General features: G+C 72.9%; 23 protein-coding genes. 7 read left to right on the forward strand and 16 right to left on the reverse strand.

Annotated elements, in window-relative coordinates:
* Positions 1–101: 101 nt before the first annotated feature.
* From AC07B0_RS13665 to AC07B0_RS13710, 10 genes are all read right to left on the reverse strand, one after another.
* A complete protein-coding gene (locus tag AC07B0_RS13665; RefSeq protein ID WP_469379495.1) occupies positions 102–857 on the reverse strand; it encodes an aspartate/glutamate racemase family protein in 756 nt (251 codons plus the stop codon).
* Positions 858–923: 66 nt separating this feature from the next.
* Positions 924–2,261, reverse strand: coding sequence for an allantoinase AllB (gene allB, locus AC07B0_RS13670; protein WP_469379493.1), 1,338 nt, complete (start codon positions 2,259–2,261; stop codon positions 924–926).
* 23 nt (positions 2,262–2,284) lie between these two features.
* Complete coding sequence (locus tag AC07B0_RS13675; RefSeq protein ID WP_478898147.1) at positions 2,285–3,649, reverse strand: MFS transporter; 1,365 nt, start codon at positions 3,647–3,649, stop codon at positions 2,285–2,287.
* A gap of 36 nt (positions 3,650–3,685) precedes the next feature.
* Positions 3,686–4,288 carry an LOG family protein gene (locus AC07B0_RS13680; protein ID WP_356881146.1) on the reverse strand — a complete coding sequence of 201 codons (603 nt, stop codon included), beginning with the start codon at positions 4,286–4,288 and terminating at the stop codon, positions 3,686–3,688.
* Positions 4,289–4,301: 13 nt separating this feature from the next.
* Complete coding sequence (locus AC07B0_RS13685; RefSeq protein ID WP_469379489.1) at positions 4,302–5,372, reverse strand: threonine ammonia-lyase; 1,071 nt, start codon at positions 5,370–5,372, stop codon at positions 4,302–4,304.
* The gene (locus tag AC07B0_RS13690) at positions 5,369–5,887 is read right to left on the reverse strand and encodes a GNAT family N-acetyltransferase (protein WP_469379487.1); all 519 of its coding nucleotides are present in this window, start codon (positions 5,885–5,887) and stop codon (positions 5,369–5,371) included. Before AC07B0_RS13690 ends, AC07B0_RS13685 begins: the two co-directional genes overlap by 4 nt.
* 18 nt (positions 5,888–5,905) lie before the next feature.
* Positions 5,906–7,147 (reverse strand): M20/M25/M40 family metallo-hydrolase, encoded by a 1,242-nt coding sequence (locus AC07B0_RS13695; RefSeq protein ID WP_469379485.1) that lies wholly within the window; start codon positions 7,145–7,147, stop codon positions 5,906–5,908.
* A 42-nt stretch (positions 7,148–7,189) separates the two neighbouring features.
* Positions 7,190–8,230, reverse strand: a complete 1,041-nt coding sequence (locus tag AC07B0_RS13700; RefSeq protein ID WP_469379483.1) for a D-alanine--D-alanine ligase family protein — start codon at positions 8,228–8,230, stop codon at positions 7,190–7,192.
* Entirely contained in the window at positions 8,227–9,270 is a 1,044-nt protein-coding gene (locus tag AC07B0_RS13705) for a lactate/malate family dehydrogenase (RefSeq protein WP_469379481.1), read from the reverse strand. Before AC07B0_RS13705 ends, AC07B0_RS13700 begins: the two co-directional genes overlap by 4 nt.
* A gap of 16 nt (positions 9,271–9,286) precedes the next feature.
* Positions 9,287–10,438 carry an FAD-dependent oxidoreductase gene (locus tag AC07B0_RS13710; protein WP_469379479.1) on the reverse strand — a complete coding sequence of 384 codons (1,152 nt, stop codon included), beginning with the start codon at positions 10,436–10,438 and terminating at the stop codon, positions 9,287–9,289.
* A gap of 757 nt (positions 10,439–11,195) precedes the next feature.
* On the opposite strand from AC07B0_RS13710, the gene AC07B0_RS13715 reads away from it, so the two are divergent.
* Positions 11,196–11,339 (forward strand): hypothetical protein, encoded by a 144-nt coding sequence (locus AC07B0_RS13715; RefSeq protein ID WP_469379478.1) that lies wholly within the window; start codon positions 11,196–11,198, stop codon positions 11,337–11,339.
* A gap of 64 nt (positions 11,340–11,403) precedes the next feature.
* On the opposite strand, the gene AC07B0_RS13720 is transcribed toward AC07B0_RS13715, so the two are convergent.
* Entirely contained in the window at positions 11,404–11,916 is a 513-nt protein-coding gene (locus AC07B0_RS13720; protein WP_356881129.1) for a hemerythrin domain-containing protein, read from the reverse strand.
* A gap of 117 nt (positions 11,917–12,033) precedes the next feature.
* Here AC07B0_RS13720 and AC07B0_RS13725 point away from each other — a divergent pair, with 117 nt between their 5' ends.
* Positions 12,034–13,251 (forward strand): FUSC family protein, encoded by a 1,218-nt coding sequence (locus AC07B0_RS13725; protein WP_356881127.1) that lies wholly within the window; start codon positions 12,034–12,036, stop codon positions 13,249–13,251.
* Between the two features lie 79 nt (positions 13,252–13,330).
* On the opposite strand, the gene AC07B0_RS13730 is transcribed toward AC07B0_RS13725, so the two are convergent.
* Positions 13,331–14,122, reverse strand: a complete 792-nt coding sequence (locus AC07B0_RS13730) for a CAP domain-containing protein (protein ID WP_478898150.1) — start codon at positions 14,120–14,122, stop codon at positions 13,331–13,333.
* Positions 14,123–14,559: 437 nt separating this feature from the next.
* Positions 14,560–14,979: a subtilase-type protease inhibitor gene (locus AC07B0_RS13735; protein ID WP_356881123.1), complete on the reverse strand. Its 420-nt coding sequence runs from the start codon at positions 14,977–14,979 to the stop codon at positions 14,560–14,562.
* A gap of 424 nt (positions 14,980–15,403) precedes the next feature.
* Between AC07B0_RS13735 and AC07B0_RS13740 the strand changes: the two genes are divergently transcribed.
* Together AC07B0_RS13740 and AC07B0_RS13745 are read left to right on the forward strand one after the other, a co-directional pair.
* Complete coding sequence (locus AC07B0_RS13740; protein WP_356881121.1) at positions 15,404–16,030, forward strand: response regulator transcription factor; 627 nt, start codon at positions 15,404–15,406, stop codon at positions 16,028–16,030.
* 125 nt (positions 16,031–16,155) lie between these two features.
* Positions 16,156–18,054 carry a M6 family metalloprotease domain-containing protein gene (locus AC07B0_RS13745; protein WP_478864182.1) on the forward strand — a complete coding sequence of 633 codons (1,899 nt, stop codon included), beginning with the start codon at positions 16,156–16,158 and terminating at the stop codon, positions 18,052–18,054.
* An 18-nt stretch (positions 18,055–18,072) separates the two neighbouring features.
* On the opposite strand, the gene AC07B0_RS13750 is transcribed toward AC07B0_RS13745, so the two are convergent.
* Genes AC07B0_RS13750 through AC07B0_RS13760 form a run of 3 tightly spaced genes read right to left on the reverse strand, consistent with a single transcriptional unit; the run spans position 18,073 to position 21,019 of the window.
* Positions 18,073–18,837, reverse strand: coding sequence for an amino acid ABC transporter ATP-binding protein (locus tag AC07B0_RS13750; RefSeq protein WP_478898152.1), 765 nt, complete (start codon positions 18,835–18,837; stop codon positions 18,073–18,075).
* On the reverse strand, positions 18,834–19,793 hold the full coding sequence (locus AC07B0_RS13755) for an ABC transporter substrate-binding protein (RefSeq protein WP_467297434.1): 960 nt from the start codon (positions 19,791–19,793) through the stop codon (positions 18,834–18,836). Before AC07B0_RS13755 ends, AC07B0_RS13750 begins: the two co-directional genes overlap by 4 nt.
* 56 nt (positions 19,794–19,849) lie before the next feature.
* Entirely contained in the window at positions 19,850–21,019 is a 1,170-nt protein-coding gene (locus AC07B0_RS13760; protein ID WP_478898154.1) for an LLM class flavin-dependent oxidoreductase, read from the reverse strand.
* A gap of 647 nt (positions 21,020–21,666) precedes the next feature.
* Between AC07B0_RS13760 and AC07B0_RS13765 the strand changes: the two genes are divergently transcribed.
* The 3 genes from AC07B0_RS13765 to AC07B0_RS13775 all read left to right on the forward strand — a co-directional run bounded on the left by AC07B0_RS13765 (position 21,667) and on the right by AC07B0_RS13775 (position 25,840).
* On the forward strand, positions 21,667–22,701 hold the full coding sequence (locus tag AC07B0_RS13765; protein ID WP_478898156.1) for an amino acid ABC transporter permease: 1,035 nt from the start codon (positions 21,667–21,669) through the stop codon (positions 22,699–22,701).
* Between the two features lie 209 nt (positions 22,702–22,910).
* Positions 22,911–23,519, forward strand: coding sequence for a rhodanese-like domain-containing protein (locus tag AC07B0_RS13770; protein ID WP_469379467.1), 609 nt, complete (start codon positions 22,911–22,913; stop codon positions 23,517–23,519).
* On the forward strand, positions 23,516–25,840 hold the full coding sequence (locus AC07B0_RS13775; protein WP_478898158.1) for an arylsulfatase: 2,325 nt from the start codon (positions 23,516–23,518) through the stop codon (positions 25,838–25,840). Before AC07B0_RS13770 ends, AC07B0_RS13775 begins: the two co-directional genes overlap by 4 nt.
* Positions 25,841–25,863: the final 23 nt, after the last annotated feature.

Below are 25,863 nucleotides of genomic sequence, written 5' to 3' on the forward strand. Positions count from 1 at the left end.
GTGTCCCGCGTGCGCGCCCGCGCCGTCCAAGCGTTTTCCGTGTGGGCTAACCCGTCGCACACCCGCCCGAACCGGGTGTTCGCCCGGTGTCGGCGGGGGTGTCAGCAGGGGTGGCGGATCCCGAGGAACTGCACCAGGTCCGACAGGGGCCAGCCCTTGACCGCCGTTTCGCCGGGCGCCGCGTAGGTGCAGATCCTGCTGGTGCTCAGGCCCATGCGGACGACGGCTTCGGCCAGGGCGACGCCGGCCGCGATCCCGTCCACGACGGGCACGCCGAGCTCCGCGGCGATCTCGTCGGCGAGGCCGGTCATACCGGAGCAGCCCAGGCAGACGACCTCGGCCCGGTCCTGGGCGACGGCGGCCCGCGCCTGGGCCAGGATCTCCCGGCGGGCCCGTACGGGGTCCTGGTCGACCTCGACGGTGTCGAGGCCCGCCGCGCGGACGGAGGCGCACCGCGCCGCCAGCCCGGCCACCGCGAGGCGGTCCTCGATCGCGGCGGTCGACCGGCTCAGGGTGGTCACCACCGAGTAGCGGCGGCCGATGAGCTGGGCGACGTGGGCGGCGCATTCCGCGATGTCGAACACGGGGGCGTGGGCGATCTCCTGGACGCCTTCCCGGCCCGGTTCGCCGAAGCCGGCCGTCACGACGGCGTCGTAGGGATCGGGGTACGTCGAGACGAGGTCCATCACGGCCACGGCCGACAGGAGGCCGGCGAAGGTGCTGTCGATGCCCTCGGCGCCGTACTTCGCGTGGAGGGTGACGATCTCGGTGCCGGGTGAGGCCTGGTGGCGGGCGGCCCGGTCGATGGCCTCGGTCATGGACTTCGACGTGTTGGGGTTGACCACGAGGATCTTCAACGTCGTTCTCCTTGTGTCGTGCGCTGCCCGGTCGGCAGCCGGTCCGGGTTCCCCGGGGTGGGCGTTTCAGCGGGTCAGGAGGGTGCCGCGGGGGCGTGCGGGGTCGACGGGCCGGCCGCGCAGCCAGGTCTGGCGGACGACCCCGTGAAGGGTCCTGCCCGCGTAGGGCGTCAGGGGCCGCAGGTGTGCGAGGCGGGCCGGATCGACGGTGAACGTCTCGTCCGGGGCCAGTACGCAGAAGTCGGCGTCGCGGCCGGGCGCGATCAGCCCCTTGGCCGTGAGGCCGGCGAGCTCCGCGGGCCGGGTCGACATCCAGAGCGCGACCTCGGACAGCGGGACGTGCCGTCGGCGTGCCTCCGTCCAGACGGCCGGCAGGCTGACCTGGAGGGAGCCGATGCCCGCCGGAGCACGGGCGAAGTCGCCGCCCGCGGCGCGCTTGCCGGGCCCGGCGGTCGGCGAGTGGTCCGAGACGACCATGTCCAGCGCTCCCCCGCGCAGGTGCTCCCACAAGCGGGTGCGGTGCTCGGGTTCGCGGATCGGCGGGCACACCTTGAACGCGGTGGCCCCGTCCGGGACGTCGCCGGAGCCGAAGGCGAGGTAGTGGGGGCAGGTCTCCGCGGAGAGCGCGGTGCCCTCGCCGCGGGCGCGCGCCCGGGCGATCATCTCAGCCGAGTCGGCGTTCGACACGTGGACGACGTGGAGGCGGCCGCGGCGGTGGCGGGCGGCGACGTCGAGGAGGCGCCGCACGGCCCGGGTTTCCGTCTCGGGCGGGTACCGGGACAGGAAATCCCGGTACCGCGTGACGCGGCGGCCAGGCGGGGGCGGTGCGGGGGTGTCCTCCGCGTGGACGAGCAGCACCCCCTCGAAGCCGTGGAGGACGTCCAGTGCGGCGTCGACCTGCCCGGGGGTGACGGGCGGGAACGCGTCGAGGCCGGTGTTCGCCAGGAAGCACTTGAAGCCGAGGGCGCCGGCGTCGTGCAGGTCGCGCAACAGGTGCGGGTTGTGGGGCGTGAGCCCGGCCCAGAAGCCGACGTCGACATGGCAACGGCCTTGTGCCGCCCGCCGTTTGGCCTCCAGGGCCGGCACGGAGACCGTCACCGGGAGGCTGTCCAGCGGCATGTCGACGAGGGTGGTGATGCCGCCCGCGGCGGCGGCGCGGGTACCGGACGCGAAGGTCTCCCACGCGGTGTTCCCGGGGTCCTGGAGGTGCACGTGGGTGTCCACCAGGCCCGGCAGCACCACGACGTCGTCCCCGAGGCGGGTCTCGGCCGCGCCGGCCGGGGCGCGCACCCGGACGTCCTCCACGAACGCGATCCGGCCGGAGGCGATGCCGAGCGCCGCGGGCCGTTCCCCGTCCGGGGTGATGACGCGCGGCGCGCGCAGGACCGTGTCGACGGCCGCCATGGCGGGCCTGCCTTTCGAAGGTGTCAGGCGGGTGGGGTGGGGGCGGGTGGGGTGGGGGCGGGAACCTTGCGGACGAGGCCACGCAGGCTCGCGCTGCACAGGGCCCCCGCGACGGAGGCGACGACGAGGGCGGCCCCGCCGATCAGGGTGGCCCGTACGCCGAGCCGGCCGGAGAGGGGTCCGGCCAGGACCTGTCCGAGGGGGATCGCCACGTAGGAGCCCAGGGTGTCGTAGGCGTAGATGCGGGCCAGCCGGTCGGCGGGGACCCGGTCCTGGAGCGAGACGTCCCAGGCGATGCCGAACTGTTCGATCGCCACCCCGGACAGGAACATGGCGACGACCAGCGGCAGCGGGCTCGGCCAGAACGCGAGCACGGCGAGGGGCACCGCTTCGAGCGCGGACAGCGCCACGCCGTTGCGCAGGGCGTGGACGGGCCGCCACCAGGTCACCAGCAGGGCTCCGCACAGCATGCCGACCGTCTGCGCGGCGAGCGCGAACCCCCAGGTGGCACGGCCGAACGAGGCGTCGGCCACGACGGGACCGAGGACCTGTAGCCCTCCGGAGCCCGCCGCGTTGATCAGCGCGAAGGCGACGGTGACCACCCACACCCACGGCCTGAGGACGAACTCCTGCCAGCCCTCGCGGAGTTCGGCGATCGGACGCGTACGGCCCGGCGCCGGCCGGGAGCCGACGGCCGTCACCTCGCCGGCGCCGAGGAAGCAGACGGCCATGACCAGGCAGACGGCCGCGTCCACGGCGATCCCGGCCGAGGCGGAGAAGCCCGCCACGAGCAGCCCGGCGGCCGAGGCCCCGACGAACATGGCGGCGTTGGCGCCCATCCGGGCCGCCGCGTTGGCCTGCGGGATCAGCTCCGGGGGGACGGTCTGCGGGGTGAGCGCCGAGAGGGCGGGGAGCGAGACGCCCGCGAGGGCGCCGCCCAGCAGGCTCAGCCACAGGAGCAGCTGCACCGAGGCGAGCCCGGTGTACACGCTGCCGGCGGTCACGGCCATGACGAGCGCGGACGCCGCTCCCGAGCCCTGGACCACCCGGACGCGCGGCCACCGGTCGGCCGCGACGCCGCCGAAGAGGACGAACGCCACCAGGGCGAGCGAGCGGGCACCGATGACGAGTCCCAGGTCGAGCGTGGAGCCGCCGATGTCGAGGACGGCGAACGCCAGTACGACCGGGGCCATCGTCTTGTCGAAGGCGCTCGCGCAGCGGGCGACGGCCAGGCGTCTGAAGCGCCGGTGGCGCAGCGGGGCGTACAAGGTGGGTGTGCTGGTACCCCGGGGGGTTTCCTCGGCGGAAGGAAGTATCTGTTCGCCCTCTCTGCGGGAGTCGGTACCGCGGCAGTTGGTGCTGCGGGAGTTGGTGCTGCGCGGGTTCACCGGCGCGGGTGCACGCCGCAGGCTGTCAGCAGGGTTTCAGGAAACGGGCGTGGACGCACCGAGGCAGGGGTCCGGCACGGCCGGCCAGCCCAGTCGGTCGAGTGCCTCCTCGGGGCCGGCGGCCACGCCGAGCAGGGACCGCTCCTCGTGGGACACGAAGCCCTGGGCCACCATGTGGTCGAGGAGGTCGATCAAGGGGTCGTAGAAGCCGTCGCAGTTGACGAGGACCACCGGCTTGCTGTGGAAGCCGAGTTGGTTCCAGGTGGCCACTTCGATCGCCTCGTCCAGGGTCCCGAATCCTCCGGGGAGGACCGCGAAGCCGTCGGACAGCCGGTACATCAGCGCTTTCCTCTCGTGCATGGTCCGTGCCACGTAGACCTCGCCCTTCGTCAGATCGGGTCGCTCTCGCTCGTACAGGTCGTGCGGGATGACCCCGGTGACGCGGGCCCCGCCGTCCAGTGCGGCGGCGGCGAGGGCGCCCATGACGCCGATTCCGCCGGCCCCGTAGACGAGTCCCGCGCCCCGCCGGGCCAGTTCCCCGCCGAGCGAGCGCGCGCTGCGCACGTACTCGGGTCTGGCGCCCGCGCGCGAACCGCAGAAGACCCCGATGTTCCTGATGACCGATCCGCCTGTGGACATCCCTTACCCCTTGTCACGTGCCTCGGTGGGAACGGTGGACTTCACCGGACAGCAGCAGCGACGCGATCAGGGCGGATTCGACGTTCCCGCCGCTGAGGAGCACGCCCACGTCCTGCACGCCCACGCCCGTCATGCCCACGTCCGTCATGCCCGCCGCCCGGCCTTCCCCTCCGGCCGCGAAGCGCAGCGCGCCGGCGAGGGCCGTCGCCGCGGCCGGTTCCACGACGAGCCGCAGGCGTTCCAGGGCCAGGCGCATCGTGTCGGCGATCGCGTCCTCCTCGACCTCCACCACGGCGGTCACCCTCCGCCGGACCAGCGCGAAGGGCAGCCGCCCGATGCGGTCCGGGCGGAGGCCGTCGGCGATGGTCGGCCGCGGTGTGACGGTGACCGGTGCGCCCGCGCGGAGGGCCGCGCCGAGCGCGGGGACCGCCGCCGGCTCCGCGGCGACCACGGCGATGCCGGTGCCCTCGGCGGCCAGGCAGGCCCCCGCCAGGGCGCTACCGCCGCCGACCGGGACGACCACGGCGTCCAGGCGGCCCCCGGCGGCATTGACCTGGGCGAGCAGTTCCGCCGTGGCGGTCGCCTGCCCCGCGACCACGTCCGGATCCTCGTACGGGTCCACCGTGCGGTACCCGTACCGCTCGCCCAGTTCCGCGACGACGGCGGCGCGTTCGGCGGGCGCGGTGCCGGCGAGGACCACCCGGGCTCCGGTCGCGCGGATGCCGCGCACCTTGGACGGCGCCGCGTCGGCGGGGAGTACGAGGACCGCCGGAAGGCCGTGGGCCCGCGCCGCGTACGCCACCGCGATGCCGTGGTTGCCGGTGCTGGGCGCGATCACCCCGGGGCATCCCGTGGCGGCCATCCGGCCGACGGCGTGCAGCGCCCCGCGGATCTTGAACGAGCCGCCGCGTTGCAGGTTCTCCGCCTTCAGCCACAGCCGTACGCAGGCCGGCCGGTCCGGGAAGTCGGCGCGGATCACCGGCGTGCGGACCACGTGGGGGGCCAGGCGGCTCGCCGCGCGCCGCACGTCACGGCGGCCCATCGGCGCCGCGAGCGCGCCGCCGCGCAGCGTGGTCCCGGTCACCGGAGTCCTCCGCCGGCGGTCGGGTCCGCGCCCGCGAGGCCGAGGCAGAGGTCGAGTTCGTCGTGGAGGGCGATGCCGTCCTCCCCCACCTCGGGGATCTGCGGTTTCACCGCACGGGCCGCGTCGACGGCGCCGCGCCGTACCGCCTCGATGCGGAAGCCGCGCCGCTGGAGCAGCTTCAGCCCGGTGAGCTGGTCGTTGGTGACGGTGACCCGCACGCGCCGGACGCCGGCCGGCCGTGCCCGGTCCAGGTAGGCGTCGAGGAGCGTGCCGCCGGTCCCCTGCCGGCGCGTCAGCGCGTCGAGGGTCAGCAGTTCCGCCTCGCCGTCCGCCCCGTCCGTCCAGGTCAGCAGTCCCAGGAGGCCGCCGTCGCGGGTCGTCGCCAGCAGCCCGGGGAGACCGTCGAGGTCGAAGCGGGTGTGGTGCTTGACGATGTACGGGGCTCCCCAGCGGTCGGTGAGGAGCGGGAGGAGCCGCGCCCAGTCGGATGCGTCGATCCGCCTGATGAGGGTCACGGGAATCGACCGTCCCCTTCAGTGCCCGCCGGGCACGGTCAGCCGCGGGGCGAGGGCCGCGAGTCCGTGCGCGCCCCGGCGCAGCGAGGTCAGCGTGACGTACTCGTTGGCCTGGTGGGCGATGTGCTCCTCGCCCACCCCGAAGCCGATGGTCGGTATCTTCAGCCGGCCGGCCGTGTAGGAGCCGTTCGTGCAGAAGGAGTACGACATGGGGGTGGGGTCGAGGCCCGCCGCGGACAGGGCCCGCTGGGCCTCGGTGACCACCGGTCCCTCGGTCCACCAGGCGGGGGCGAACTCCCCCACCTCGTAGCGGACTCCGGTGTAGGTCGTGAAGGCGGCCAGTACGGTGCGCACGATCACCGTGGGGGCTTCCGGCCAGTCGGCGAGCGCCGCGGCCGCGGTGTCGTTCAGCAGCCGGTGGAGCGACTCCTCGGTCTCGCCCGGGAGGAAGCGGGCGTCGAAGCGGGCGAGCGCCCGGCCCGGCACGGTGGAGACCGACGGGTAGGGCCACGAGGTGACGTCGATGCAGGTGACGTCGCGGTGGCCGAGCTCGGGGTGGTGCGGGCGCGGGGCGTCCCGGAGCCTGGTGATCACGGCGGCGAGGGCTTCGGCCGCGTTGACGCCCTGCGCGACGTGGCCGGCGTGACACGCCCGTCCCACCACCTCGACCTCCACCTTCGCCCTGCCGCGCTGTCCGACGGCCAGCCGGGTGTCGTTGGGCTCGGTGGTGACGACCACGCTGGGTTCCACCGCCGCCACGGCTTCCGAGAGCGCCGCGCCCTCCATGTTCTCCTCGCCGACGCTGGCGACGACGGCGACGAGCCCCGGAAGGTCGGCGAGTTCTTCGTACCGTCCCCCGACCCCGAGGATCGCGGCGGCGATCGAGGCCTTCTGGTCGCAGATGCCGAGCCCGTAGAGGCGGTCGTCCTCGATGACTCCCCCGAACGGGTCCACCCGCCAGCTGTCTTCGGAGTGCAGGGGGATGGAGTCGATGTGGCCGTCGATGAGCAGGCGCGGCGCGCCGGGCGCGCCCCGCCCGACGGTGCCGATCGCGTTGCCGCTGCGGTCGACCGTGACGTCCAGGCCGACCGTGCGCATGGCGTCGGCCACGAGGCCGATCGCCTCCTGCTCGTTGCCGGACTGGCTGGGGGTGGCGGCGAGCCGGCGGGCCAGGTCGACCAGGGCGGCGTCGTCCACCTGCCCCGGGGACCGGCCGTCCGGCCGGGGGTCGTGCGCGTGGTCCTTGGCGGGCCTGGTCATCTTCGTCCTTTCGGGAAGCTCTCGGTAGCGGTGCGGGGCCGGTCAGAGCGGGAGCTCGGACTCCGCCTTCCGCCGGATCGCCAGGGCGACCAGGCCGTCGACGAGTTCGGCCCCGCTGAGGCCGGAGGCCTCCCACATCCTGGGGAAGTTGGAGACGCCGGAGAATCCGGGCATCGTGGTCACCTCGTTCACGAGCACCGAGCCGTCCGGGGTGACGAAGGTGTCCACGCGCGCCAGTCCGGTGCAGCCGAAGGCCAGGAAGGCGCGCACGGCGATCTGCTGGACGCGCTCGGTGGTCGCGGCGTCGAGCGGGGCGGGCGCGAGCAGTGCGACGTCCGGGTCGAACCACTTGGCGTCGTAGCTGAGGAAGTCGTGGGCGTCACCGGCGACGGTCTCCCCGACGACGCTGGGCACCGGGCCCTCCCGGTCGGGGAACTCCAGTACCCCGCACTCGACGTCACGGACCGTCAGGCCCTGCTCGATGACGACCTTCGGGTCGTACCGGCGGGCCTCGGCCACGGCGTCGGGGAGGTCGTTCCAGTCGGTCACCCGGCTGATGCCGATGCTGCCCCCGCAGCGGGCCGGCTTGACGAACACCGGGAGGGTGAAGCCGTCGACCGGGCCGGCTGCGGGGGTGCCCGGTGCCAGGACCGCCCAGGGCGGTACGGGCAGGCCCGCGCCCTCCAAGACCCGGTTGGCCCACTCCTTGTCCTTCGCGGCGGCGGACGCGAAGACCCCGCACCCGACGTACGGCAGGTCGAGCATCTCCAGGAGTCCCTGGACCGTGCCGTCCTCGCCGTAGGGGCCGTGGAGGACGGGGAAGACCACGTCCTCGTCGAGGTCGCCGACGCGGACGGGGGTACCCGTGGTGATCTCGCTGGTGCCGTCGTCGAACGCCAGCGGGACGTCGGCCGGTTGCCTCAGCCACTGCCCGGTCCGGCTGATGCCGACCACTGTCACCTCGTGGCCGGACTTGCGCAGGGACTCGCGTACGTAGTCGCCGCTGCAGATCGAGTTGGAGTGCTCCGCGGTCCGGCCGCCCACGAGCAGGGCGACGCGGAGCTGCTTCTTCGAGGCCGTCATGCGGTGCCACCTTCCGTCCGGCGCTGGTCGAACACTGCTGTACGGGCTTGGTCCTGCGCGGCGCGCAGGACCCGGGCGGCTTCGGCCAGGGCCCCGTACTCGGCCTCGTCCAGCGGGAGTTCGACGACGTCGAGGACTCCCTTGCGGCCGAGCCGGGCGGGAACGCCGATCCAGACGCCGCGGATCCCGTACGGCCCGTCCACGAAGGCGCACACGGGCAGGACCGTCCCGTCGTCCTCCTTGACCGCGCGGACCATGCGGGCCGCGGCGGCCGACGGCGCGTGGAAGGAGGAGTGGCCGCCGGTCAGTCTCGCGACGTCGGACCCGCCGCGGCGGGTCGCCGCCACCGCTTCGGCCAGCCGGGCGGGGTCGAGCAGCGAGGTGAGGGGGGTGCCCGCGACGGTGGCCGTGGACAGGAGGGGAACCATCGCGTCGCCGTGTGCGTGCGAGCCCACGGTCACCGCGGCCACGACCGAGCGGGGGACCGCGAGCGGACCGGCCACGAAGTCGGCGAACCGGGCCGCGTCGAGGAGGACGGACTGGCCGAGGACGCGGGAGGGGTGGAAGCCGGTGGCCTCGCCGGCCAGTGCCGTCATGACGTCGACGGGGTCGGTCATGACGATGACGACGGCGTCCGGCGCGTGCCGGGCGATCGTCTCGGCGGCCTCCCGGACGATCCGGCCGTTCTCCCGGACCGGTCTCCCGCCGGACGGGTCCGGCGGGGCTCCGGCGGCGAGCACGACGACCTCCGCTCCGGCGATCGCCCCGGCGGCGTCCGCGGTGCGTGTGGTGCGTCCGGCCATGGTCGTCTCGAACCCCACGATGGGGCGGGACTGGTTGATGTCCAGGGCGATGCCCTCGGCGAGCCCGTCGATCACGTCGGTGAGGACCACGGTGTCGAAGAGGTCGGACTCCGCGATCCGTTGGGCGGTCATCCGCCCGCACGGCCCGGCGCCGATCACCGCCGCCGTGCCCTTTCCCTTGCCCTTGCCCGTGTGATTGCCCGTGTGCTTGCCCGTGCCCTGTCGTTCCTGCCGCATTGCCGTCCTCGGGGAGTCATTGGGGGGTGATCGTCTGCGGTGAGGCCCGTGCGGCCCGGTCGCGGAGCCGGCGCACGAGCGGGTTGCGGGTCTGGCCCTGGAAGCCGATCCGCCGTGAGTCCCGCATCGCCCGGTAGGCGACGTCCCTGCGGGCCTCCTCGTAGTCGTGGAAGGCCTTGGCCAGGTCGCTGCCGTGCGTGTCGACGGCTCCGGCGAGGACGACCGCGTCCAGCAGGGCCTGGTTCGTGCCCTGCCCGAGGAACGGGGACATCGGATGGGCGGCGTCGCCGACCAGGGTCACCGCGCCCCGCGACCAGCGGGGGCTGCCGGGGCGGTCGCGCAGCACCGTGACGATCATGTCCTCGCGGCGGGTGGCCGCGATCATGTCCCGGACGTACGGGGGCCAGCCCCAGCCCCTGGCCAGCAGCCCGCGCCGCAGGTCCGCGCCGTCGCGCAGGGCCCGGTGGGAAGACCGCAGGGTGACGTCCCAGTACAGGGCGTCCGGTCCGATCGGTGCGCAGAACGCCTGGTGGCCCCGGCCGAAGAGGACGAACCCGCCGCGGAGCCGGGGGTCGTCGTGGTCCAGCCGGACGATGGACTTGACGGAGGTGAGGCCCATCGGTGTCGGGGCGCCGTCGTCGAGGAGGCGGCGCCTGACCATTGAATGCAATCCGTCGGCGCCGACGAGCACATCGGCCTCGACGTCCTGGATGTCGTGGGAGTCCTCTCCGTCGGCCGGCCACCGCGTGCGGATGACGTGTGCCGTCAATGAGGAATCCTTCTCCGTGTAATCGACGAACCTGCTTCCCCACACCACCCACGCCTCTTTGGCGCGGGCGTGGAGTAATCGGTGAAGATCCGACCGGCGAATGGTCACCGGGCGTTCACCCGGTTCGAGAATGCGTTCTCTGATGACGCGTCCGTCGCCGGACAGGATGTAGGTGGGAGTTCCGTCGGGAAGCGCATATCCGGCAGCGTTCACTTCCGCCCGGAGCTCCGGGTCGATGAGGTCCAGGGCGGCGAGTCCGTTCGGGTGCAGGACCAGGCCCGAGCCCTCGGAGGTGAGGTCCGGCCGGCGTTCGTGGAGCAGGCATTCGACGTTCCTGCGCTGCAGTGTCACGGCCAGCGCCAGGCCCCCGATGCCCGCGCCGATGATGACCGCCTTCATGTCGCACCCGCCTCCGCGCGAACGGCGGCGGAACGGGGCCGTAAAGGAAAACGGGGTTGTAAAGGAAAGGGAGAAGGAGAAGGAGAATCCATCCCGGTACTCTTCCTCCGGCCGCGCCGGGTAGAGCTGGAATCGTGGATCGCGTCCGGGTGATCGACGGTGATCGCATGCGCGGTTTTCGGTGCCGGCGCCTCTGCGAATGAGCGTGAAAACGACCCGGTCAACGGTATGAGGGCCGATTGCGGGGTGTCAACGACGGCAATGAGTCAGAAGACAGGTGCGGCGTGAAACTATCTCCGCCGTGCCCTGAAAGCACGTCACGCGCCCCCGTTTCCGCCCGGCCCCGTCCGCCGCCGGCCGTGGCGTGGATCCGGCCCGCGCACCGCGGCGCGTCGTGGTGCCGCGTCATCCGGGCTGGTCGTATGCGTGTTACGGATCGATTTCGTCCGATCCCACGCCGCCGGACCCCGCCCTGTCGGCACGCACCGGCCGGGGCAAGGAACAGGCCACATCGCACCGCTCCTTCGGCCACGGCTCACGCGTCACCCGCCCTTCGGGGCGGAACCGGATGGCCGGACATCGCCCCCGCCGCCCCGCACCGCGTACCCCGGCCGTCCCGTCGGACGCACGACGGCAGCGGGCCGGGGGTTGGTCCGTACGGGCGGATCGGGCGCGGCGGCGGGGCGGTACCGGAAGGGGGCGGCGCGGGTGGTGTGAGGCTGGCGCGGACCGTGTCCGGCAGGCGGAAGGAAGGACCGTGTGGCTCACGGACGACGGGGGGCCGGTCCCGCTCCCGACCGATCCGGGCGGGCGTCAGCCGGTGCTCTTCGTGGGGCCGGCCACGCCGGTGCGCACCCCGCTGATCGGGCCGCCGCTGATCGGGCCGCCCCGGGCCCTGTGAAGCGCTCCGGCCCGCGCCTGCGCCCGCACCCCGGTGGCCGGGGCGCGGGCGGGGATGAGGGGTGTCACCTGCCGACGACGGCGCGTACGTTCTCGAGGCTGCCGCAGTCCGCGGCCAGCTGCCGCTCGCGTTCCGCCAGGAAGGCGGAGCCCAGCTCGGCCCGGCGTTCGTCGGGCACGTTCTCCCGGGCTCCGTTGAGGATCGTCCGCTCCTCCTCGTCCAGATGGTGGGTCACCGCCTTGACGAGGTCCTCCAGGCGGGAATCCCACGCCTCGGAACCCACCTCGTCCACTTCCAGCAGTGCCAGGAGCGCTTCGTTGCCCTCGGCGTGCTCCTCGGTCCCGTGCTCCACCTCTTCGTTGTCCACGTCCTTGAACCGTTTCAGCGCGCCGTACACCTCCGCCTCCTCCGCCTCGCCGTGCGCGACGAGGAGGGCGGAGAACTTGGCGAGCGCGTCCGCCCGGTCCGACTCCACGCTCCGCATCCGGCGGAAGAGTTCCTCCATCCTGCGGTGGTCCTTGAGGATCAACGCCACGACGTCCTGGTCCTGCTCCTGGTGCTGCCGGTCGGCTGCCATGCCGGCTCCCTCCTCGGTCGGGGTCACTTCCCTCACCCGGCGCGTGCTCGCCGACGGGCGGTTGAAACCTCCCGGACCACCGGGTTTCCCCTGCGGGGCGCGGGCAGGGGCGCGGGTATGACCCACGCACTTGCATCGTTCCTGCACCTCGTACGCCGGTACCGGGAGCCGGCGGTCGTCCAGGCCCTGCGGTCGACGGCCGCCGCAGTCGTCTCCTATGCCGTCGCGCTCCGGCTGAGCAGCGAACCCGCTCCGCTGACCGCGCCCCTGACGGCACTCCTCGTCGTACAGGTGACGCTGTACACGACGCTGACCACCGGCATCCGGCGCGTGAACTCCGTGGTCTCGGGCGTCCTGCTCGCGATCGGGTTCAGCGCCCTGGTGGGTCTGACGTGGTGGAGCCTGGGCCTGATCATCCTGGCCTCGCTCGTGGTGGGGCGTCTGGTGCGGGCGGGGGAGTTCGTACCCGAGGTGGCGATCAGCGCCATGCTGGTCCTGGGGGTGACCCAGGTGACGGACACCGCCTGGGACCGGGTCCTCGAAACGCTGATCGGAGCCGCGGTGGGCCTGGCCTTCAACGTCCTCGTCGCCCCGCCCGTGTGGGTCGAGCCGGCGAGTGCCGCGATCACCGATCTCGCGGCGCGCATGCGCGCGCTCCTGCTGCACATGGGGCAGGAGTCGGGTCACGCCACCACCGTCGAGTCGGCCGCCGCCCGGCTGCACGAGGCCCGCCGGCTCGACAACGACGTCGCCGGGGTCGACGCGGCGCTGCGCCAGGCCGAGGACAGCCTGCGGCTGAATCCCCGCGTGCGCGAGGGCCTGCTGTTCCGGCTCGTGCTGCGGACCGGTCTCGACACCCTGGAGATCTGCGCGGTGGTGCTGCGGGTGTCGTGCCGGACGTTCACCGACCTCGCGCAGGCCCGGGGGCCGGAGCCGCTCCTCCCGCCCCGGGTGGCGGAGGCCCTGCGGGAGGTGTACGAGCACCTGGCGGTCGCGGTCGAGTCCTTCTCCCAGCTCATCACGGCCCAGGTCAGCGCCAACGCGGAGGCGGCCGAGGCCCGGCTCACGGAAGAGCTCGCCACGGCCCGCCGCAGCCGTGACCGGTTCGCGGCGCTCCTGCCGGAGCAGATCGCGCACCGGCCCGGGGAGTGGCAGCTCTACGGAGCCCTGCTCGCCGAAGCGGACCGCGTGCTGGACGAACTGGGCGTGGAGAAGCGCTCCGCGCGGCTGATGGAGGAACTGGACCGGCACACCAGCGCCCGGCGCGAGCGGTACCCCCGGCTGCACGCCCTCGCCGCGCGGGTGCCGCGCGGGCGCCGCGGCGCGAAGGGGTGACCCCGGACGTACGACGCGTGGGGGCGGCCGGATGCCGGCCGCCCCCACGCGTCGTACGCCGGCTGCCGGAGCCGCCCGGTCAGCGGGCGGCGCCGAAGTCCTGCGTCCAGTACTGGCCCGGCTGCGCGAGGCCGATGCCGATCTCCTTGACGTTGCAGTCGAGGATGTTCCGCTTGTGGCCCGGGCTGTTCATCCAGCCCTCCATGACCTTGGCGGCGGTGTCGTAGCCGTACGCGACGTTCTCGGCGTACGTGCTCCACTGGTACCCGGCGCGGGTGATCCGCTGGCCGGGGTCGGAGCCGTCGGAGCCGGTGTGGGACATGTTGTTGTGGGCGGCCATGTCCTCACTGTGGTCCTGGGCGGCCTTGGTGAGCTTCTCGTTGACGGTGAGGACGGGGCACCCGACCGCGGCGCGCTCCTTGTTGACGAGCGCGAGGACCTCGGCCACGGCGCCGGAGGGCGCGGTGGAGTCCGACGGCGCGGGGGTCCCGGCCGGCTCGGCGGGCGGTTCCACCGGCTGCTGCGGCTGCTGCTGCTCCGGCTGCGGCTGTACGGGAGGCGCGGTGTCGGCGACCGGCTCGGCGGGCGCGTCCGCGACCGGCTGCCCGACCGGCTCGGCGACGGGCTGTGCGACGGGCTCGGCGGGGGCCTCGGCCTGGACCGGGACCTCCACGGGCGGCTGCGCGGCCGGGTCGCCGAGGGGGCCGCCGTGCCGGGGGCGGCTGTCCTGCTGGGCCGCGACGGGCCGCACGGGCCCGGTCTCCTGCGGGTCGAGGCAGGCCATGGCCGTGGTGGGTACGCCGACGAGGGCCAGTGCCCCGACGGCGACGACTATTTTCCTGTGGTGCGTCTTCTTACGGTGCTTCTTCATGCGGGACCTCACTCGGTGATCGCGAAGCTCCCGGCGCCGGACCGCGAAGGCGCCGGAGGAGTCGCCATTCTTAGAAGCCCGGCAGCTGCCTGGCAAGCCACTGTTTCCGGGCCTCGGCGGAGGTCCGTGGTGCGGCTTGAATCGTCCGGAAGATCGTGCATGGCCCCGTCGCGGCCGCTCCGGCACGCGTCTGGCTCACCGCCAGAACCGCTCCCCGCCAGTCATGTTGGAGCGGGAGAAACGGGAGTCCCAGATTCCGTTTCCGGCGGAGTGCGGCATGTCAACGCCAAACAGGGACATGTAGCGAAATGTCGGCAGGCCGACGATCACCGTGGGGGCCGCGGGGCCGACGTGCGGGCCGTGACGCATGTCACGGCCCCGAGGGGGAACCGGACGGCACCGCGTTCACGTCCGGTACCCCTGATGTCCTGTCCGAATCAGAACGCGAAGACGGCGTTGCCGTTGAGGGTCGCGGACATCGCGCAGGTGTTGGAGAAGGTGTGCTTCCAGCTGACGCGGCTGCCCTGCCAGACGCCGTCCGCCGTGACGGTGACGGGGTCGTAGTGCATCGGGCACGCGCGGTCCGGGTCCGGGGCGGCCAGCAGGCGGTCGAACGCTCCGCCGGTGGCGTTCAGCGCGCCGCAGGCGGCGGCGGGGTCGGGGTGGGTTCCCGTGGCGGCCGGCATACAGCTGAGGGTGGACGCCCGTACGACCGTGGCCGCGGCGGTGTCGCCCTGGGCGACGGTGAAGACCATGGCGGACGGGGCGTAGAGGCTGGTGGGCTTGGCCTCCGCCACGCCGGTAGCGCCGGCGAGGCACAGGAGGGCAGCGGCAGAGACCGTGGTGAAGCGACGCACGACAAGACTCACTTTCGATTCAAAGCTTGAACGCGATACTTTCTTGCGATATCGCGGCCTGACGTGACCGACTCTGTCCGATCCGAAGGTCACGCGCATGTCGATGACCGATTTACGGACAGGGTGTTCGCATACCGGCGACCGAATGGTCGTTCGGGCAGCTCACGCGGGGTGCGCACGCCCCGAACACGGCTCCGTACCGAGAGTGGCCGGGGCCGCCACCTGCGCCGCGACCCGGAGCCGGCCGTCCGCGGTTCACCGAACGGCCACGCAGCTTGACCGGATCGCGCCGGTCCGGGTCCGGGGAACTCGCCCGCCGAACGTCATGCCCCGGCTCTCCCGGCATGCCGGACGACCACGGAGGCCCAAGACTGAAGGGGTGAGGCCGCCATCCCAGCCGCGCCCGGGGCCGCGCGGGAACGCGATGCACGGCGATGCGGGCGCGGGACGGGTCGCCGTCCTCGGTGACTGCCCGCTGCTGCGGCACGGCGTCGCCCACGCGGTCGAAGCAGCCGACGGCCTGACGTTCGTCCTCGGCACCGCGTCGGTCGACGAGGCGGCGGCGACGCTGGTGCGCGGCGACGTCGTGCTCCTCGACCTCCAGTTGGCCCCGGCGTGCACGTCGAAGGTGGTGGCCCGGCTCGTGGCCCTCGGCCTCGGCGTCCTGGTCCTCGTCTCCGGCCCGCAACCGCACGCCCGGACCGCCCTGCGCGCGGGTGCGCGCGGGTGCCTGAGCCGCCGGGCCGACGAGCGGGAGCTGCTGGCCGCGCTCAGGCTCGTCGCCGGCGGCTGCCCGTACGTCTCCGCCGACCTCGTCGTGGTGCCCGACCCGGAAGCGGAGGCTCCCTGCCGCGTCACGGCGCGCGAGCGGCAGATCCTGGAGCTGATCGCGCACGGGGAGACCGACCACGGCATCGCCGTCCGGCTGGGCATCAGCGAGCACACCGTGCACTCCCACCTGGACCGGCTCCGCGACAAGATCGGCTCCCGCCGGCGGGCCGACCTGACGCGCTTCGCCATCACCCACGACCTCATCGCCACGGCGTCCTGACCGGGGTGGACCGGGGTAACACTGCCCCGTCCGGCGTGGGCCCTTCCGGCCTGCCGGCGTCCCGGGATCAGCACGACACTGGTGCGGACAGCCCTCGTGTGCCCGATCCCGGGAGGCGCATTGCGATGAGTGGCATCTTCGGCGACACCCTCGCCTTCACCCAGGAAGAGGGCGGTGACGTCCGGCTCGTCGCCTTCGGTGACGACAAGTACGCCCGGTACGAGACGGTCGACGGCTATTCGGTCGTCTACGACGAGGCCAGGGGCTGCTACTGCTACGCCGAGGCCGACAGCGGCGGGGCCGGACGCCGGTTCGTCTCCAGCGGCGTCCCCGTGACGGAGGCGCCGCCCGAGGGGCTCCCCCGGCACCTGCGCGAAGGACAGCTCTACCGACGGGACGTGGTGAAGGACCGGCTGATGGAGATGGTCCCGGAAGAGGAGCGGGCCGGCACCGACCCGGACACGCTGCTCACCTTCGGCCCGGAGAAGGGCCTCCTGCCCGGGTTCGTCCTCAGCCAGGGTGACGTCCAGGGCCTCACGATCCTCGTCGACTTCCCGGACACGCCCACGGACGTGACCGCGGACGACGTCGACGCCCTCCTGAACAGCCCCCACTTCACGGCGAACGGGAACATCTGCTCCGTCAAGGAGTTCTTCCGCACCATGTCGACGGGCAAGCTCCGGTTCACCAACACCGTGGTCGGTCCCCTCCGGCTGAACCGGCCCCGGCTCGCCTACGGGCTGAAGGCCAACCGGGGCAAGCTCGTACTGGAGTCGCTCCAGGCGGCCGTCGACGCCGGCGTGGACTTCGGCCGCTTCGACTCGCTCGGACGCGGCGTCGTGGACTCCCTGTGCGTCATGTACGCGGGCCGGACGGAGTTCAGGGAGGACCTCTGGCCGCACAACTCCCGCTTCCCCGCCCAGATCGGCGACGTGCGCACGGACTTCTACACCGTCACGAGCATCGGCGAGACGCCCGCCGACCTGAGCATCGGCACCTTCTGTCACGAGAGCGGACACCTGCTGTGCAGGTGGCCGGACCTCTACGACTACGGGACGGCCGAGCGCGAGGGCGACGACTTCACCAGCGCGGGTCTCGGCACCTACTGCACGATGGCCGCCGGGAACAACCTGGGCGACGGGTTCCTCCCGTCGGCGGTCTGCGTCTACCTGCGCCGCCTCGTGAACTGGACCCGGGACGTCGACATCTCCGTACCCGGCGTCTACGAGGCCCGGCAGGGAGCGTACGACACGGCCCTGATCTACCAGCACCCGCAGCGGGAGGACATCGAGTACTACCTCGTCGAGAACCGCAGCCGGATGGGCTTCGACTCCCGGCTGACCTCCAGCGGACTCGCCGTCTACCACTGCGACATCACGGGGTCGAACGAGTTCCAGAACGGTACGCCGGTCGGCCACTACCAGTGCGCGCTCCTCCAGGCGGACGGTCACATGGACCTGGAGACCAACCGGAACCAGGGGGACGGCGCGGACCTGTTCGGGCCCACGCAGGGCACGGCCGTCTCGCACGGCAGCCGCCCTCCGTCCCTGTGGTGGGACGGGACCGAATCCGGGCTGACCCTCTCCGCGATCTCCGCCCCGGGCGAGGTGCTGACCTTCCGGACGGGCGAACAGGGCGTCGCGGGCACCCTGGTCACCGGCCGGTCGGCGCCCCTCGCCGCGATCCCGGAAGACGACGTCGGCGGCCTCACCGACGTGATCGTCCTCGACGGCGAGGGCACGGTCCGGGACCTGACGGTGAAGATCGACATCGAGCACCCCCGCATCGGTGACCTGCGCGTGGTGCTGATGGCGCCGAGCGGCCGCCGGGCCGTGATCCACAACCGCACCGGCGGCGACGCCAAGAACCTGCGGGTGACGCTGGATTCGCGGCCGCCCTCCCTGCTCGCACCGCTGGTCGGCGACTCCGTCCCCGGCAGCTGGAAGCTCCGGATCACCGACGCGGTGGTACCGGCCGCGGGAGTGCTGCGCAGGTGGTCGCTCGACGTCCGGACGGGCACCTGAACCACGGCTCCCCGCCCGTCAGAGCACCTTGGAGAGGAAGGCGCGGGTACGGGCGTGCCGCGGGGCGTCCAGGACGGCCGCGGGCGGGCCCTGTTCCACGACGAGGCCGCCGTCCATGAACACGACGGTGTCGGCGACCTCGCGGGCGAAGCCGATCTCGTGCGTCACGACGATCATGGTGGTTCCGGCCCGGGCCAGGTCCTTGATGACGTCGAGGACCTCGCCGACCAGTTCCGGGTCGAGCGCCGAGGTCGGTTCGTCGAAGAGCAGCACCTTGGGTTCGAGGGCCAGGGCGCGGGCGATGGCCACCCGCTGCTGCTGTCCGCCGGACAGCTGCCGGGGGTAGGCGTCGCCCTTGTCGGCGAGGCCGACCCGCTCCAGCAGCCGGCGGGCCGCTTGCCGCGCCTGCGTCCGTGGCACGCCCAGCGCGGCGACCGGGGCCTCGACGAGGTTGTCCAGCACGGTCAGGTGCGGAAAGAGGTTGAAGTTCTGGAAGACGAACCCGATGTGGGTGCGCTGCTTCAGGACCTCCGCCTCCTTCAGCTCGTACAGCTTGCCGCGGGCGGCGCGGTAGCCGATGAGCTCGCCGTCGACGCGGATCCAGCCGCGGTTGACCTTCTCCAGGTGGTTGATGGTCCGCAGGAGCGTGGACTTCCCCGAGCCGGACGGGCCGATGACGACGGTGACCTCGCCGGTACGGACCAGCAGGTCGACACCGCGCAGCACCTCCAGCGGCCCGAAGCTCTTGTGGACGCCGCGGACGTCGACCATGACCTCGCTCACGTGTGCTCCGCCGGGTTGATCTGCGAGGCGTCGATCGCCGAGGCGGTGGTGCCCCACTTCTTCAGGATCCGCGCGTAGGTACCGTCCTTGATCAGCTCGTTGACGGCGGCCTGGAAGGCGGGGGTCAGCGGGGAGTCCTTCTTGAAGGCGAAACCCACGTCGAGGCGGTGGTACTCGCCGAGGAAGGTGGTCTGCGCGGCGGGCTGCGCCGCCTGGTGACGCAGGCCGTTGATCGTCGACATGACGACGTCGATGCGGCCCTGCTGGAGCGCCGTGGTCACGGCACCGGGTTCGGAGAAGACCTTGACCTCGTACGGCTTCTTGCCGGCCTCGGCGCAGACGCCCTTGCGTGCGGTGAGCGTCTTCTCGAACGTGGTGCCCGCCCCGGTGCCGATGGTCAGTCCGCACAGCTGGGTGAGGTCCGAGACCTGGCCGGTCAGGGTGGTGTTGCCGGTCTTGACCGCGAAGCCCTGGCCGTCGTTGATGTAGGTGACGAAGTCGATGGTCTTGAGGCGTTCGGCGGTGACGCCGAAGTTGCCCGTTCCGACGTCGTACTTGCCGCTGCCGAGGGCGGGGAGGATCGTCTCGAAGGAGGCGTCCTGCCGTTCCAGCTTCACGCCGAGGACCTTGGCCACCGCGGCGGCGATGTCGATGTCCTGGCCGGCCGGCGGCTTGTCCTGCCCGTTCGGGTAGTACGCCGAGGGCGGCGATCCGACGGAGCCGCCGACCCGTACGGTGCCCGCCTTGCGGACCTCTGCGGGGAGCAGCGCGGCGACCGCGTCCACGGTACGCACGCCGGCGACCGGGTCGTCGGAGGGTGCGGGAGAGACCTGTGCGCCCGCAGGCTCCGGGCCCGCGCCGCCGGAGCCGCAGCCGGTCAGGGCCAGGAGGGGCAGGAGGGTGAGGGCGGCGGCGGTGCGCAGGCGGGTGCGGGTCCCGTTCCCGGGGAGGGTCACGGCGGGGAGGCCTTTCGGTGGCGGAGCGTGGTGGTGGTCGGTGCGTGCCGCGGTGGTCACCCGCGCACCGCTCTGAGGGTCTCGTGCGGGGTGCCGGCCGGGCGCCCGGCATCCTGGTCCGCGCGCGCGGCGTCGCGCTTGGCGACCTCCTCGCGGACGAGCGGGATGACGTACCGGCCGAAGTCGACGGCGTCGTCGAGGAGGTCGTATCCGCGGGCCGAGAGGATGTCGACGCCGAGGTCGTGGTAGTCCAGCAGGGCCTGGGCGACCGTCTCGGGGGTGCCGACGAGTGCGTTGGAGTTGCCCGCGCCGCCGGTGGCCGCGGCGGTCGGGGTCCACAGGGCCCGGTCGTAGCGCTCGCCCGCTTCGGCGATGGCGATCAGGCGTTGCGATCCGGTGTTCTGGGGCGCAGCGGCCTCCAGGACGCCGCCCTGGTGGCGTCGCGGTACGGCGCCCTCCTGCCGGCGCCGCCGGATGGCACCGACCGTACGGTGGGCCTTCTCCCAGGCCAGTTCCTCGGTCGGGGCGATGATCGGGCGGAACGCGACCTGGATGCGCGGTACGTCCGTGCGGCCCGCGGCGGCCGCGGCGGCCTTCACCGCCTCGATCTGCTGGGCCGTCTCCGCCAGCGGCTCGCCCCACAGGCAGTAGACGTCGGCCTCGGCGCCTCCGGCGGCGTAAGCGGCGGCCGAGGATCCGCCGAACGATACGTCGGGGCGGGGCTGTCGGGCGGGGAAGACGTCGCTGACGAAGTCGTGGAAGCGGTAGTGCTCGCCCTCGTGGTCGAAGGGTTCGTGCGTGGTCCAGATCTTCTTGACGATGCGGATGTACTCGCGGGTGCGGGCGTAGCGCTCGTCCTTGGTGAGGGTGTCCCCCTCGCGCCCCTGCTCGTGGTCGTTGCCGCCGGTGATGAAGTGCACGGCCAGCCGGCCCCCGCTGATCTGGTCGAGGGTCGCGAAGGTCTTGGCGGCGAAGGTGGGGTAGGAGACGTTGGGCCGGTGGGCCAGCAGGATCTGGAGGCGGTCCAGCCTGCTCGCGATGTACGCGGCGGCCGGCGAGGGGTCCGGGGAGCCGGAGCCGTAGGCGAACAGCACCCGGTCCCAGCCGTGGTCCTCGTGGGCCCGGGCGAGCCGGAGCGTGTACTCCTTGTCGAAGGCGGCGCCGGAGCGGGCGGTGGTTTCGGAGCCGTTGTTGGTGGCGGCTATGCCGAGGAATTCCACGGGCATGGAGTGGCCTTTCGGGGCGACCGATCGCGTGCGGGAAGGAAGGGCAGGGCGAACTGCCCTCCGGACAAGTCGATGTGACGATGCATCAGAGATGTGCGTGCGGGGGTGCTGCGGGCGTGACGACGCCGGGCGTCGGGGGAATCGGGCGGGCGGCGGCGCGCGCTCGCGGCACGGCGCCGGGGGCGTCAGTGCCGGGGAGGGGGCAGATCTCGGCCCGCGACGGGGTCACCGAAGGAGGGAAGGGCCGGTCGGGCAGCCCGCTGCCGCGTCAGGCGCAACAAGCCGCGGACCACACCCGACCGAAGTCGATGTAGTCGCGCGAAACCAGGCGCTGATGGGCATTCATGTGACTACTTGAGCAGTACACGATGCTCTTCGTCAAGCAAGGGACCGGATGGCGGACGCGACCCGGCCCGTCGGCCGGTGCGTGGTTGACACGGCCGCACCGTGGACGCATACGATCGACGGCGGATCGGCTCCACCGTGCGGGAGGAGCCCCTCCGGTCGCGTTGAGGGACGCGGCGAGCGTGACGGCACCGACCCGAATCCGGCAGCCCCGCTCCCCCGCGGAGCCGTGTGCCGCGGCCCTGCGCGCGGCACCGGGTGGTCCGTCCACACCCGCGATCCCTCACCTGGAGAGCCTCCCCATGCCCACCCCTTCCGACGTCTCCGACACCCCCGCCGCCGCCCCACTTGCCGCCACTGCCGACCCTGCCGACGCTCCGGCCGGCGCGGCGGGTCCCGGTACCGGTCCCGGTACCGGTCCCGGCCTGCCGCCGATCGTGCCGCGCCGGCGCACCGGGCGCCGGCTGTCCGCGGCCGCCGCCCTGCTGGTCTTCGCCATGGTGCTCTCGTCCGTCGTCCGCAACGACGCCTTCCAATGGGACGTCGTGGGCCGGTACTTCACCACCGCCGCCGTTCTCGACGGGCTGCTGCTGACCCTGTGGCTGACCGGCGCGGTAATGGTCCTCGGCTTCCTGTTCGGCACCGTGCTGGCGGTGATGCGGCTGTCCGCCAACCCCGTCCTGCGGACGCTGAGCTGGGGCTACGTATGGATCTTCCGGTCCACGCCGCTGCTGGTGCAGCTGCTGTTCTGGTTCAACATCGGCGCCCTGTACCCGACGCTCGGCCTCGGCATCCCGTACGGCCCCGAGCTCTTCACCGTCAAGACGGTCAACCTGCTCGGCCCGACCCTCACCGCGGTCATCGGACTGACCCTGCACGAGACCGCGTACGCCTCCGAGGTGGTGCGCGGCGGCATCCTGTCCGTGGACCCCGGGCAGACCGAGGCCGCGCAGGCGCTGGGCCTCGGCAGGGTGCGTACGCTGCGCCGGATCGTGGTTCCCCAGGCCATGCGCTCGATCGTGCCGACCGCCGGGAACATGCTGATCGGCACCCTGAAGGGGACGAGCATCGTCAGCGTGCTGGCCGTGCACGACCTGCTGTACTCGGTGCAGCTGGTCTACAACCAGAACTACCAGGTCATCCCGCTGCTGATGGTGGCCACCCTCTGGTACATCGCCGTCACCACCGTGCTGAGCGCGGGCCAGTACTACATCGAGCGCTACTACGCGCGCGGCACGTCCCGGGGCCTGCCTCCCACGCCGCCGCAGCGGCTGCGCGTCCGGCTGGCGGCCGTGCGGGTGCGGTTGCACACGGCGACCTCCCCCGGGGGCCGGTAGTCCGCCGGGCTGCCCGGGGCCGGTGTCCGCGGATCCGGCCGTCCGCCGGGTCGCAGGGGCCGGCCGTCGCCGGTTGTTGCCGCAACGTGGCGGGCGTGTGGCATTCGTGCCGGTCTGCGGCCCCGGGGGCGCGGCGAGGTCTAGCATCCCCGGCACGTGCCGCCGGTCTTCCGCGCACGCCGTCCCCTCTGCCAAGGACACGATCCGCCATGAGTGTTTCCGCCGCCCTGAGCGTGAGCGAGGCGTTCCCCCGCCTCCACGAGCTGACCGTCGTCGATGTCCGTACCCCGGGTGAGTTCGCCTCCGGTCACCTGCCGGACGCCGTCAACATTCCCCTCGACCGTGTCGGGCGGGCCCTGCCGGAGCTCCGGGAGGCCGCCGCCCGCAAGCCCCTGCTGGTGGTGTGCGCCTCGGGCGCCCGCGCCGAGAACGCCGTCGCCGCCCTGGCGTCCGACGGCGTCGACGCGTCCGTCCTCATCGGGGGCACCGCCGCCTGGGCGGCCGGCGGGCACCGGCTCGACCGCCCCGCGGGCCGGTCCCGGGCCGTGTGGGCCATGGAGCGCCAGGTCCGCCTGACCGCGGGCGCCGTCGTCCTGCTGGGCCTGGCCCTCGCCCTCCTCGTCCACCCGGCGTTCCAGCTGCTGTCCGCGGGGATCGCGGCCGGGCTGGTCTTCTCCGCCCTCACCAACACCTGCGGCATGGCCGTCGTACTCGGCGGGCTTCCGTTCAACCGGCGCGGGGCCACACCTCCGGACGCCCCGCTCCCCTCCCCGGCCGCCCCCGCTTCCGCTTCCGCTTCCGAGGAGCCCCGCGCGTGACCGGCAGCGTGCACCGCAGCGACCCGTACGAGGGATTCGCCGGCCGGGCCGGGCGCACCTTCTCCGAGTCGGAACCCGCCTGGCCGCCGCGGCGCCGCCCCGGCGGGCGCGCCCCGAACGTGGTCGTGGTCCTCGTCGACGACATGGGCTACAGCGACATCGGACCCTTCGGTTCGGAGATCGCCACACCGGTGCTCGACGGGCTGGCCGAGCGCGGTCTGCGCCTGGCCAACTACCACACCATGCCGCTGTGTTCACCGGCCCGCGCCGCCCTGCTCACGGGCCTGAACCCGCACCGGGTCGGCTACGCGTCGGTCGCCAACTCCGATCCCGGGTTCCCGGGCTACGGCATGGAGATCAGCGAGGACGTCCCCACCCTGGCCGAGCTCCTGCACGAAGCCGGCTACGCCACCTACGCGGTCGGCAAGTGGCACCTGACCCGCGACTCCGCCTCCAACGCCGCCGACGACCGGCGCAACTGGCCGCTGCAGAAGGGCTTCGACCGGTACTACGGCGTGCTGGAGGGCCTGACGAGCCTCTTCCACCCGCACCAGCTGGTCCGCGACAACAGCCCGCTGGACATCGACGAACTGCCCGACGGCTACTACTACACCGACGACATCACCGACGAGGCCATCTCGATGGTGAAGTCGCTGCGCGCGCACGATCCCGACAAGCCGTTCTTCCTCTACGTGGCGCACAACGCCGTCCACGGCCCCCTCCAGGCCAAACCGGAGGACATCGAGCGGCAGCACGGCCGCTACGACGTCGGCTGGGACGCACTGCGCGGGGCCCGGTTCGCGCGGCAGGTCGCCGCCGGTCTGTTCCCCGAGGGCACCGTCCTGCCGGACCGCAACGCCGAGGCGGGCTTCGACGTGGGCCCCTGGGACGAGCTGACCGCCGAGCAGCAGCGCCGCTACGCGCGCTACATGGAGGTCTACGCGGCGATGGTCGACAACATCGACCAGAACCTCGGGCGGCTCACGGACACCCTGCGGGCCCTTGGGGAGCTCGACAACACCGTCATCGTGTTCACCTCCGACAACGGCGGCACCGGTGAGGGCGGCGCCGAGGGCACCCGCAGCTACTTCAGCCGCTTCGTCCACCAGCCCGTACCGGACGACTGGAACGGCGACGTGGAGCGCGACACCGCCCTGATCGGCGGCCCGCGGAGCCTGGTGCACTACCCGCGCGGCTGGGGCATGGCTTCCAACACCCCCTTCCGGCTCTACAAGGGCCAGACCTACGCGGGCGGTGTGCGCGTGCCGTTCGTCATCTCCTGGCCCGAGGGCCTGCGGCGGGCCGAGGGCGACTCCGGGGTGCGCGCGCAGTACCAGTACGTCACCGACGTCACCCCCACCCTGCTGGAACTGGCGGGTGTGCGGCGCCCCGAGGTGTGGCGCTCGCGCCCCGCTCAGGAACTCGACGGCGCCGGTTTCGCCGCCGTGCTCCGCGACGCCCGGACCCCGAGCGCCCACACCGAGCAGTACTGCGAGATGTCCGGCAACCGCAGCTACTACCGCGACGGCTGGAAGCTGGTCACCCTCCACCGGCCCGGCGCACCGTACGACGACGGCGAATGGGCGCTGTACGACGTGCGGACCGACCCGACGGAGACCACCGACGTCGCTCCGGACCATCCCGAGGTGGTGAAGGAGCTGGCGGCCGCGTGGGAGGCCGCCGCCTGGCGCAACGGCGTCTTCCCGCTCGTCGACGCCGGCGGGGCACTGGCCCGGCGCAACCCGGACGAGGAGCGGTTCCACCGCCCCCTCACCCTGCTGGCCGGGACGCCGGAGCTGGAGCGCTACAGGTCCTCCCGGCTCATCTCCTTCCGTTCCTTCGAGGTCACCGTGGAGCTCGACGAACACGCCGCGTCGGACCAGGGCGTGCTGGTCTCGCACGGCGACCAGGGCGGCGGCTACAGCCTGTACGTGGAGGACGGCCGGCTGCGGTTCGCCTACAACGAGTACGGCGAGCTGCACGAGACCGACGCCGGGCCCCTGTCCGCGGGCCGCCGGACCGTCACGCTCGGGGCCACCGCGCTGGAGGGACTGCGGTGGGAGTTCCGCGTCCTCGTCGACGGCGTGGAGACGGGCCGGTCGGGCAGCGTCCACCAGCTCATCGGGATGGCGCCGTTGCAGGGCATCAGCGTGGGCGTGGACCGCAAGTCCCCGGTTTCCTGGCCGCTCTACGAACGCCACCGCGGTTTCCGCTACACCGGCGGTCTGCGCTCGGTGACCTACACCCCCGGGCCGTCGGCGGCGTACGACCCGGCACTGGTGGCCCGCGCGCTGCGGGAGGCGGCCGCCGCCTTCGAATGACGGCGGTCCGTGAACTCTATGAA

It is taken from the genome of Streptomyces sp. NPDC044704 (assembly GCF_056433525.1).

What these genes read in the sequence shown, in the direction of transcription:
- allB (WP_469379493.1), bottom strand. Translation starts at nt 2,261, where the DNA reads ATGGCGGCCGTCGACACGGTCCTGCGCGCGCCGCGCGTCATCACCCCG.
- AC07B0_RS13680 (WP_356881146.1), bottom strand. Translation starts at nt 4,288, where the DNA reads ATGTCCACAGGCGGATCGGTCATCAGGAACATCGGGGTCTTCTGCGGT.
- AC07B0_RS13695 (WP_469379485.1), bottom strand. Translation starts at nt 7,147, where the DNA reads ATGACCAGGCCCGCCAAGGACCACGCGCACGACCCCCGGCCGGACGGC.
- AC07B0_RS13700 (WP_469379483.1), bottom strand. Translation starts at nt 8,230, where the DNA reads ATGACGGCCTCGAAGAAGCAGCTCCGCGTCGCCCTGCTCGTGGGCGGC.
- AC07B0_RS13705 (WP_469379481.1), bottom strand. Translation starts at nt 9,270, where the DNA reads ATGCGGCAGGAACGACAGGGCACGGGCAAGCACACGGGCAATCACACG.
- AC07B0_RS13710 (WP_469379479.1), bottom strand. Translation starts at nt 10,438, where the DNA reads ATGAAGGCGGTCATCATCGGCGCGGGCATCGGGGGCCTGGCGCTGGCC.
- AC07B0_RS13720 (WP_356881129.1), bottom strand. Translation starts at nt 11,916, where the DNA reads ATGGCAGCCGACCGGCAGCACCAGGAGCAGGACCAGGACGTCGTGGCG.
- AC07B0_RS13725 (WP_356881127.1), top strand. Translation starts at nt 12,034, where the DNA reads ATGACCCACGCACTTGCATCGTTCCTGCACCTCGTACGCCGGTACCGG.
- AC07B0_RS13730 (WP_478898150.1), bottom strand. Translation starts at nt 14,122, where the DNA reads ATGAAGAAGCACCGTAAGAAGACGCACCACAGGAAAATAGTCGTCGCC.
- AC07B0_RS13740 (WP_356881121.1), top strand. Translation starts at nt 15,404, where the DNA reads ATGCACGGCGATGCGGGCGCGGGACGGGTCGCCGTCCTCGGTGACTGC.
- AC07B0_RS13745 (WP_478864182.1), top strand. Translation starts at nt 16,156, where the DNA reads ATGAGTGGCATCTTCGGCGACACCCTCGCCTTCACCCAGGAAGAGGGC.
- AC07B0_RS13760 (WP_478898154.1), bottom strand. Translation starts at nt 21,019, where the DNA reads ATGCCCGTGGAATTCCTCGGCATAGCCGCCACCAACAACGGCTCCGAA.
- AC07B0_RS13765 (WP_478898156.1), top strand. Translation starts at nt 21,667, where the DNA reads ATGCCCACCCCTTCCGACGTCTCCGACACCCCCGCCGCCGCCCCACTT.
- AC07B0_RS13770 (WP_469379467.1), top strand. Translation starts at nt 22,911, where the DNA reads ATGAGTGTTTCCGCCGCCCTGAGCGTGAGCGAGGCGTTCCCCCGCCTC.